Genomic DNA, 6,525 nt, shown 5'->3' on the forward strand with positions numbered 1-6,525 from the left:
CTTGCTCCCTCTCCCGCTTGCGGGAGAGGGCTGGGGTGAGGGTCCCGCCGGCGCAGTGAACCGCACCTTCGTCCCCTCCTGCAACGCCCCCGCGTGCCCGCGGATCACCACCGCGCCGTCCTTGACGCCCGTCACGGCGACCCAGGTCTCCTTGTCCGCTTCGCCGCGTCCGCCCGGCTGCACCGCCTTGTGCGCCACCGTGGCGTCCTCGACCACCTGCACGTAGGGCGAAGGCTTGTCCGTGCGCACCGCATCCAGCGGCACCGCGAGGGCCGAAGTGCGTTCCAGCGCCAGCGTGCCCTGCGCGAACAGCCCCTGGCGCAGCCCGGTGGTGTCGGCCAGGGCGAGGTACGCCAGCACGCTGCGGCTGCCCGCCTGCGCGCTGGGATTGATGCGCGCCACCCGCGCGGCGATCGTGCGCGGGCTGCCTTCCACGCGCAGCACGGCCTCCTGGCCCACGCGCACGTCCACCGAGTCGGCGGCGCTGAGCGTCGCCTCCAGCTCCAGCCGTCCGAGGTCCACGATCTCGATCACCCGCGTGTCCACCGACACCCGCTCGCCCGGCTGCGCGAGCCGCTGCGCCACCACGCCGGCGATGGGCGCACGCAGCACCGTGTCGTCCAGCGACTTGCGCGCCACCTCCACCGCGGCCAGCGCCGCCTTGTGGTTGGCCTGCGCCGCGGCCAGGTTGTTGGCCGAGGTGTCCAGCGCCGAGCGCGAGATGAAGCCCTGGTCCACCAGCGCCTTGTTGTTGCTCCACTGCCGCTCGGCGATGTCGATCTGCGCCTTGGCGGCGTCGGCCTGCTGCTGCGCCTGCCGCAGGCGGGCCTGGGCCTCGACCGGATCGACGCGCGCCACCACCTGGCCGGCGCGCACCGGGTCGCCCTCGCGCAGCGTGAGGCCCTGCAGCTCGCCGGGCATGCGCGCCTTCACATACGCGGAGTTCACCGCCTTGAGCGAACCGGAGATGGGCAGGCCGCGCTGCAGCTCGCGCACGCCGGCCCGGATCACGTCGGTGGCCGCAAGCTCCACCACCGGCTCGACGCGCTGCGCCACCGGCGCCACTTGCACCGCCCGGCGGGCCGAGATCAGGCGCCAGCCGCCCAGCAGTACCACGGTCGCCAGGAAGGCGATGAGGAGCCAGCGCCAGCGCTTCACGGCCGGCCCTTGGCCGCGGGCCGGGCGCACAGGCCCTGCAGCAGGTTCTCCACCTGCGCGTCGATGTAGCGCTGGGGATCGAGCGGGTACTCCTGCGGCGCGCAGGCACCCAGCGAGTGCTTCATCATGATCAGGAACACCATCGGGGCGACGATGCTGAAGACGCTGTATTCGATGTCCAGCGGGCGGAACTCGCCCCGGTCCACGCCGCGCTGCAGGATGCGGCGGATCAGGTCGTTGGCCGGCCGGATCACCTCCTGCTGGTAGAAGGCCGCGATGTCGGGGAAGTTGCGCGCTTCGCTGATGATCAGCTTGGTGATGCCGGATGCGCGGGTGGAGCCGATCCGCTCCCACCACACCCGCATGCAGTAGCGCACCATGTCCGCGGTGGAGCCTTCGAAGGATTCGAACTCCTGCTCCCACTCGGCGAAGCGGCCCGAGATGTTCTCGCGCACCACGGCCTTGAACAGCTCCTCCTTGCTCGGAAAGTAGAGGAACAGGGTGCCCTTGGAGACGCCGGCGCGGGCGGCCACCTCCTCGGAGCGGGTGGCGGCGAAGCCCTTCTCGACGAACAGGTCCAGGGCGGCATCGAGCAGCTCGCCGGGGCGGGCCTCCTTGCGGCGGCCGCGGCGCGGCGCGCGCTCATCGTCGGGGGCGAGTTCGGACAGGGGCACGGACAAGATCGCGCTCCGGGTAGGAGTGAAGCAGGCGGGATTAATGACTGACCGGTTAGTAATGTAGCTGGAGCGCGGCGGACCCGTCAAGGCAACCCATCCATCCGTGCGATCAGTGCGCCGCCCGCGCGACCAGTCCGCCCAGCCACTCGCGGATCACGTGCCGGCACGCGACGAAGCCGGACGAGGAGGGCAGCCATTCCAGCAGGGCGCTGCGCTCCCGCTGCGGGAAATCGGTGGGCGCCGGCACCACGTCGAAACCGGCGCGCCGGAAGGCCGCCGCCGCGCGTGGCATGTGGACGGCATCGGTCACCAGTGCGATGCGGCGCACGCCGTCGCGCCCGGCGAGCGCCGCCATGCGCTCGGCGTTCTCCGCCGTGTCGCGCGAGCGGTCGTCCAGCCAGCGCACCGACAGGCCGTAGTCCTCCTGCAGCATCCGGCGGGCGACCGTGCCTTCCGGCTCCATGCCGTCCATGGCGCCCCAGCCCAGGCCGCCGGCGAAGGCGATCGGCTTGCCGCTCTGGCGGGCCAGCCGCGCCGCATAGCGCAGCCGCACCAGGGCCGGTTCGCTGGGCTGGGCCGATCCGTATTCGGGCGGGTCGGGCCAGACGCCGGCGCCCAGCACCACGATGGCCTGCACGCTGCGCAGGTCCTGCGCCTGCAGCGGCGCCACCGGCGGCAGCAGTTCCTGGGCCAGCAGGCGGGCCACGGCGTGGCTGCCGGCCACGAGCGACAGCACGATGGCGACCGCCGCCAGGGTCAGCCCCGCCGCGCGCCGGCGGGTGGCGAGCAGCAGGCCCAGGAGCGCCAGCAGCAGGGTGCCCGTCGGCGGCAGCACCAGGGCGGTGAGGATCGGCTTGAGCTCACCGGGCTGCAAGGAAGCCCACCGTGGCAGTGACGTCGTGCATGGCCCGCGATGGTAAGGGAGCGCGCGGGGCACTACAGTGGGCGTCCAAGGAGACAGGCATGGCAAGTGAAACCATCGTATTGGGCGGCGGCTGCTTCTGGTGCACCGAGGCGGTCTACAAGGAAGTGCGCGGCATCACCGACGTCGAATCCGGCTACAGCAACGGCCAGGCGCAGCGCCCCACTTACGAGGAGGTCTGCACCGGCCGCACCGGGCACGCCGAGGTGGTGAAGCTCACCTACGACCCGGCGCAGATCAGCCTGCGGCAGATCCTGGAGATCTTCTTCGTCGTGCACGATCCGACCCAGCGCGATCGCCAGGGCAACGACGTAGGCACGCAGTACCGCAGCGGCATCTACACCACCACGCCGGAGCAGAAGGAGCAGGCCGAGGCCATGATCCGCGAGATGAGCCAGGAAAAGCTGTTCGGCAAGCCCATCGTCACCGAGGTGCAGCCGCTGTCGAACTACTGGCCGGCGGAGGACTACCACCAGGATTTCTTCGAGCGCAACCCGCACCAGGGCTACTGCCTGGCCGTGGCAGCGCCCAAGGTGGCCAAGTTCCGCAAGACCTTCAGCGAACTGGCGCGGAAGTGAACGGAGGGGGGCGAACTTCCGGACGCAGAGGACGCAAAGGGTACGCAAAGGACGCAAAAGAAAACCTTCTCAGGCTTCTGTCTCTTTTTTGCGTCCTCTGCGTATCTTTCGCGTCCTCTGCGTCCGGAAGTTGAGGTGAATTCCCGTCAGGGCGCGAGCCGCTCGCGAATCCACGTGCCCGCTTCGATCCGGTAGCGCAGGCGGTCGTGCAGCCGGCTCTTGCGTCCCTGCCAGAACTGCCACTCGTCCGGCACCAGCCGCAAGCCGCCCCAGTGCGGCGGGCGCGGCGGGTTGAGCATGAACTGCGCGCTGTACCGGGCCGCGTTGGCCACCAGCACGCCGCGGCCGGGGATCACCTGGCTCTGCGGACTGGCCCAGGCGCCGATGCGCGAGTCGAGCGGGCGGCTGGCGTAGTAGGCATCGCTTTCCCCCTCCCCGGTCTTTTCGACCCGGCCCTCGATGCGCACCACCCGCTCCAGCTCCACCCAGTGGAACTGCAGCGCGGCGTAGGGGTTGCCGGCCAGTTCCAGGCCCTTGCGGCTTTCGTAGTTGGTGTACCAGACGATGCCGCGCGCGTCGTAGCCCTTGACCAGGACGATGCGCGTGCTGGGGCGCAGGTTGCTGCCCACGGTGGCCACCGTCATCGCGTTGGGCTCGGGCACCTGGCCCGCGATCGCCTCCGCCAGCCACTGGTCGAACTGCGCGAGCGGATCGGCATGCGAGGCGTCCTCGCTCAGTTCGGCGCGCTCGTAGCTCTTTCGCAGTGCGGCGATGTGTTCGGACGGGCTGCTCATGGCGGGATTGTCGCATTCGGTGCTAAGTTCGCCGCATGCGCCCTCCCGTCGTCCTCGTGCTCGCCTCCGGCCGCGGCGAACGTTTCATCGCCTCCGGTGGGCAGGGTTCCAAGCTGCAGGCGCTGCTGGCGGGCAAGCCGGTGATCGAGCACACCCTGGCCGCCGTGCGCGCGAGCGGATTGCCGTGGCACGTCGAGGCGGCGGCCCATCCGGGCATGGGCGATTCGATCGCGGCCGGCGTGCGCGCCACCGCCGACGCCGGCGGCTGGCTGGTGCTGCCGGCGGACCTGCCGCTGGTGCACCCCGAGTCGTTGCGCGCGGTGGCCGCGGCGCTGCGACACGCCTCCGTCGTCCTGCCTTTCCACCAGGGCACGCGCGGGCATCCCGTGGGCTTTGCCGCGGAGCATGGCCCGGCGCTGATGGCGCTCAGCGGCCCCGAGGGCGCCGCCGCGATCGTGCGCGCCGCGCAGCCGCTGCGGCTGGAGCTGCCCGATGCGGGCATCGTCACCGACATCGACACCGTCGACGACCTCGCCCGGGCCGAGCGGATGCTGGAACGAGCGCGCAACCCGTAGGCTGGGGCGGCGCCAGCCGCCGAAGCTGAGCCGCGAAGCGCGAAGCCCAGCGCTTTTGCCAGCCTACGAATCCCGGATCTTCCGTAGTAGCCGCTCCAGGTTCCGATCCCGGATGTCGTGCCGCTTCAACTCCTCCAGCGTCCGGTGCGCGTACTCCAGCGTCGTGCCGTAGATCCCCGTCGCGGCGGCGAAGATCGCGCGCAACTCCTCCTCGCTCAGCTCCCCCGTATGGCTGGGGCTCTGGCGCGAGAGCGTGAAGGCGAGCGAGCGCACCGGCCCCTGCGGCGTGTGCGCGGTGAGCCAGCGCGGGTCGTAGACGGCCGTGACCATCTCGCGCTTCCACAGCCGCGCCAGCGTGGGCGCGCCTTCCTCGCGCGGGATGCGGAACACCATGCCGCGGCAGCAGCCGCCGGTGAGCAGCCCGAACACCAGGCCGGGCCGCTCGGGCGTGCCGCGGTTGATGCGGCTCCACATCTTGAGCGCACGGTGCCAGCCGTGCACGCGCGCCGGCCGGCGCTCGGCGTAGTCGAACTCGGGCCGCCAGATGAGGGACCCGTAGCCGAAGATCCACAAGTCCTCGCCGCCGCCCCACTCGGCCAGGGCGTGCTCCAGCATGCGCTGCGCATCGCGCGGCGGCTTCATCGCTTCGCTCACAGGCGAAACTCTAGCGGAAGTTGGTAACCGGTTCGTACCCGCCGACGCGCCACAAGGCCCATCCCGCGGGGTAGGATGCACACGACCCGCTACTAGATCACGAATGAAACTGCATCCCGTGCTGGAGGCGGTGACCCGGCGCATCCGCGAGCGCAGCGCGCCCAGCCGCTCCGCCTACCTCGCCCGCATAGCCGAGGCCGCGGCCCGCGAACGCGGCGCCGACCGGATGGGCTGCGCCAACGTCGCGCACGCCTTCGCCGGCATCCCGCCCAACGACAAGTTCCGCGTCGTCGCCGAGCGCGCGCCCAACATCGCGATCGTCAACTCGTACAACGACATGCTGTCGGCGCACGCGCCCTTCGGCGCGTTCCCGCAGGTGATCAAGGACGAGGCCCGCAAGCACGGCGCCACGGCCCAGGTTGCCGCCGGCGTGCCCGCCATGTGCGATGGCGTCACGCAGGGCACGGCCGGCATGGAGCTGAGCCTGTTCTCGCGCGACGTGATCGCGATGGCCACCGCCGTAGGCCTCAGCCACGACGTGTTCGACGCCGCCCTGATGCTGGGCATCTGCGACAAGATCGTGCCCGGCCTGCTGATCGGCGCGCTGCACTTCGGCCACCTGCCCACCGTGTTCGTGCCGGGCGGGCCCATGCCCAGCGGCCTGTCCAACAGCGAGAAGGCCAAGGTGCGCGAACAGGCGGCGCAGGGCCTGGTGGGCCGCGAGGAACTGCTCGAGGCCGAGGAGAAGGCCTACCACACGCAAGGCACCTGCACCTTCTACGGCACCGCCAACAGCAACCAGATGCTGATGGAAGCGATGGGGCTGCACGTGCCCGGATCGGCCTTCGTGCAGCCGCAGCAGGCGCTGCGCGAGCAGCTCACGCGCGAGGCCGTGCGCACGGCGCTCGGCATCCTGAAGGCGCGCCGCTTCACGCCGATCGGCCGGCTGGTCGACGAGCGCTGCATCGTCAACGCGATGGCGGCGCTGCTGGCCACCGGCGGCTCCACCAACCACCTGATCCACTGGGTGGCCGTGGCGCGCGCCGCCGGCATCGTGATCGACTGGAACGACTTCGAGGAGCTGTCTTCGGTGGTGCCGCTGCTGGCGCGCGTCTATCCCAATGGCGTGGCCGACGTGAACCAGTTCCAGGCCGCCGGCGGGCCGGG

Annotated in this window: 8 protein-coding genes; 3 read left to right on the plus strand and 5 right to left on the minus strand. The window is 71.1% G+C overall.

The genetic code is table 11. The annotated features are described in order from the left end of the window. From VFM98_RS06825 to VFM98_RS06835, 3 genes are all read right to left on the minus strand, one after another. A partial coding sequence (locus VFM98_RS06825) for an efflux RND transporter periplasmic adaptor subunit (RefSeq protein ID WP_325109157.1) occupies positions 1–1,158 on the minus strand: 1,158 nt, incomplete at its 3' end. Further along, entirely contained in the window at positions 1,155–1,832 is a 678-nt protein-coding gene (locus tag VFM98_RS06830; RefSeq protein ID WP_325109163.1) for a TetR/AcrR family transcriptional regulator, read from the minus strand. The genes VFM98_RS06830 and VFM98_RS06825, both read right to left, overlap by 4 nt. Positions 1,833–1,944: 112 nt before the next feature. Further along, positions 1,945–2,709 (minus strand): YdcF family protein, encoded by a 765-nt coding sequence (locus VFM98_RS06835; RefSeq protein ID WP_325109158.1) that lies wholly within the window; start codon positions 2,707–2,709, stop codon positions 1,945–1,947. A gap of 89 nt (positions 2,710–2,798) precedes the next feature. Here VFM98_RS06835 and msrA point away from each other — a divergent pair, with 89 nt between their 5' ends. Continuing rightward, positions 2,799–3,335: a peptide-methionine (S)-S-oxide reductase MsrA gene (gene msrA / locus VFM98_RS06840; protein WP_325109159.1), complete on the plus strand. Its 537-nt coding sequence runs from the start codon at positions 2,799–2,801 to the stop codon at positions 3,333–3,335. Between the two features lie 146 nt (positions 3,336–3,481). Here the strand turns inward: msrA and pdxH are convergent, their stop codons facing one another. Further along, positions 3,482–4,129 carry a pyridoxamine 5'-phosphate oxidase gene (gene pdxH, locus VFM98_RS06845; RefSeq protein WP_325109160.1) on the minus strand — a complete coding sequence of 216 codons (648 nt, stop codon included), beginning with the start codon at positions 4,127–4,129 and terminating at the stop codon, positions 3,482–3,484. Between the two features lie 35 nt (positions 4,130–4,164). Between pdxH and VFM98_RS06850 the strand changes: the two genes are divergently transcribed. Then, on the plus strand, positions 4,165–4,704 hold the full coding sequence (locus VFM98_RS06850) for a nucleotidyltransferase family protein (RefSeq protein WP_325109161.1): 540 nt from the start codon (positions 4,165–4,167) through the stop codon (positions 4,702–4,704). A gap of 63 nt (positions 4,705–4,767) precedes the next feature. Here the strand turns inward: VFM98_RS06850 and VFM98_RS06855 are convergent, their stop codons facing one another. Further along, positions 4,768–5,319 carry a gamma-glutamylcyclotransferase gene (locus tag VFM98_RS06855; protein ID WP_325109164.1) on the minus strand — a complete coding sequence of 184 codons (552 nt, stop codon included), beginning with the start codon at positions 5,317–5,319 and terminating at the stop codon, positions 4,768–4,770. 142 nt (positions 5,320–5,461) lie between these two features. Between VFM98_RS06855 and VFM98_RS06860 the strand changes: the two genes are divergently transcribed. Further along, positions 5,462–6,525 (plus strand): dihydroxy-acid dehydratase (locus VFM98_RS06860; protein WP_325109162.1); only part of this gene is annotated, 1,064 nt, incomplete at its 3' end.

Origin of the sequence: Ramlibacter sp., assembly GCF_035706265.1 — a bacterium.
Taxonomy (GTDB): domain Bacteria; phylum Pseudomonadota; class Gammaproteobacteria; order Burkholderiales; family Burkholderiaceae_C; genus Ramlibacter.